Genomic DNA, 2,006 nt, shown 5'->3' on the forward strand with positions numbered 1-2,006 from the left:
CATCCTGTACCAAGGATTGGGGTGTAGTGTTATAGGGTATATCCTTTCAAATTTTGCTATCGCAACTATCGGGGTTAACCGAACTGCTTCTTTCATTGGCATATCAACGATTATCTCAATTCTAGCTGCTGTAGTCTTCTTAGGAGAGCCCTTCTCACAGTTACAAATCTTAGCGGGAATCTTGGTAGTCCTTGGAGTCTATGTGGCTAATAAAAATTAAAACTCTTGGAAATTTATCCTCCAAGAGTTTTTTGCTGTCAATCAAGTTCTAACTGAATCAAAACCACAAGCTCTTTCTCATTAGGAATACTACTTACTGCCGTCAAATCAGGCAAGACCTGGTCCACATAATAATAAATAATATAAGCCAAAAATACTGACGATTTCGTCATAACATTAAATAAAGAAGCTACCTGAATAATCCGACCAAAATTGGGAAAACTAATCCTGCAAGCTTCCTCAATCGTGTGAAAAATAGCTGGATATTCGTATAACATGTTCCTTCTCATATTTTAATACTAGACTCCTTTATGATAAGATGAGTTCTAAGAGATGTCAACCGAAAATTGTGATAACAAAAGTTTTGGAACCATTCGAAACAACACAGCTCTAAAACCTCGTAGGATATCTTTTCTACCAGATTTCGTAATCGCACTATTAATCTCAGCATGACTTCAGCTTCAAAATAATTCCAATTTTATATTTATTATACCTTAAAAATCCTTATATATCAACGTTTTAGACAAGATGTGACTGTCACCATATTAGATTATTTCTTAATAATCATATGTCAAGCAACTTAATTCCTCCTCTATCAAATCCTTATAATCTACTCTCTAACAAAATGATTATCCCATTCAACTTCATACAGAAACTACTAAATACTAAAAGATAGTCTTGAAATAACTCAAGACTATCTATACTTATTACTAATTTACTAGTTATTATAGGGCATCAAAATATAATCCTTGTCTAAAATAAATTGTTGAATCCCTTCAATCTGTCTAGGTTCCAAAAATAATACATCAGCTTGTGATAACTTTGTATATTCCAAGATTTGATAAATTTCATCTTTAGAAAAATACGACAAGCTATTGACGAATACTAAAATTCTCTTTTTAACTAAATATTTAAAAATCTGTAAAATCTCAAATATTTTTTCAAAAACCGTACAAGACTTAGTTTCGATTCTGACACCTAATGCTTTAATTAGTTCTAAAAGTGTAATCTCATCATACTCTATATCTAGTTCATTTTCTATACACTCTGCCATTATAATATCAGTAATTAATGATACCAAAGAATCTATTTCTGATCTAACTTCAGGTTTATCATTCAACTGGCTTACAATATCTGTGTGAAGCAACTTTAATACCTGAGAAGTATTAATATCGTAACCTAAAATATCCGTTATTAAAAGTAATTCAGAGGACCTTATACTCCTTATTTTACTATCAAATATTGTTAAATTCGATTGTTCATCATACTGATAGAATTCCTTGACTAACTGAGCAAACACACTCACATCCTCAATTACGAGAACTGTCCCCAGATTAACCTCCATAGGCTCATCCAAAAGTGAAAAATTAATCTTCATCACAATAATTATCTCCTAAGAACACTAACCTTTCCTCTGAATTGGCAATACTTGTGTTTTTATCTCCGTACAAATAAATCATACGGGCAAATTGCTTTTCAGTAACTGTTAGTATTGTTATATTTCCTTTTTTAGGATTATTAGCTTTAAGTCGTCCAACCATTGCTGTATTGGCGGTATGATTTAATAACAGTTTACTATATACCGAAAACTGGTGCATGATAAAACCTTCACTTAAGAGGAACTTTCTAAACTTACGATACGCTTTCCTCTCTTCAGCAGTATCTGTTGGCATATCAAACATTAATATCATTCGCATATATCTATAACTCATATTCTAAATTCAGGAATTTCCTCACCTAACTGATTTAACGCTTTTATAACTTTTTTTGTATAATCACTAACAATG

General features: G+C 31.7%; 4 protein-coding genes. 1 reads left to right on the top strand and 3 read right to left on the bottom strand.

Annotation, left to right across the window (positions count from 1 at the left end):
* On the top strand, nucleotides 1-220 hold a 220-nt coding region (locus tag CGS49_RS13335), incomplete at its 5' end, for a DMT family transporter (protein ID WP_143405875.1).
* A 37-nt stretch (nucleotides 221-257) separates the two neighbouring features.
* On the opposite strand, the gene CGS49_RS13340 is transcribed toward CGS49_RS13335, so the two are convergent.
* The 3 genes from CGS49_RS13340 to cas2 form a co-directional block, all read right to left on the bottom strand.
* On the bottom strand, nucleotides 258-497 hold the full coding sequence (locus tag CGS49_RS13340) for a hypothetical protein (protein ID WP_014727646.1): 240 nt from the start codon (nucleotides 495-497) through the stop codon (nucleotides 258-260).
* Nucleotides 498-937: 440 nt separating this feature from the next.
* Nucleotides 938-1,597 (bottom strand): type II-A CRISPR-associated protein Csn2, encoded by a 660-nt coding sequence (gene csn2, locus CGS49_RS13345; protein ID WP_014608593.1) that lies wholly within the window; start codon nucleotides 1,595-1,597, stop codon nucleotides 938-940.
* Nucleotides 1,587-1,931, bottom strand: a complete 345-nt coding sequence (gene cas2, locus CGS49_RS13350) for a CRISPR-associated endonuclease Cas2 (protein WP_023909843.1) — start codon at nucleotides 1,929-1,931, stop codon at nucleotides 1,587-1,589. The genes csn2 and cas2 overlap by 11 nt, the downstream gene beginning before the upstream one ends.
* Nucleotides 1,932-2,006: the final 75 nt, after the last annotated feature.

Source organism: Faecalibacterium langellae (assembly GCF_002549775.1).
GTDB classification, from domain to species: Bacteria; Bacillota; Clostridia; order Oscillospirales; family Ruminococcaceae; genus Faecalibacterium; species Faecalibacterium langellae.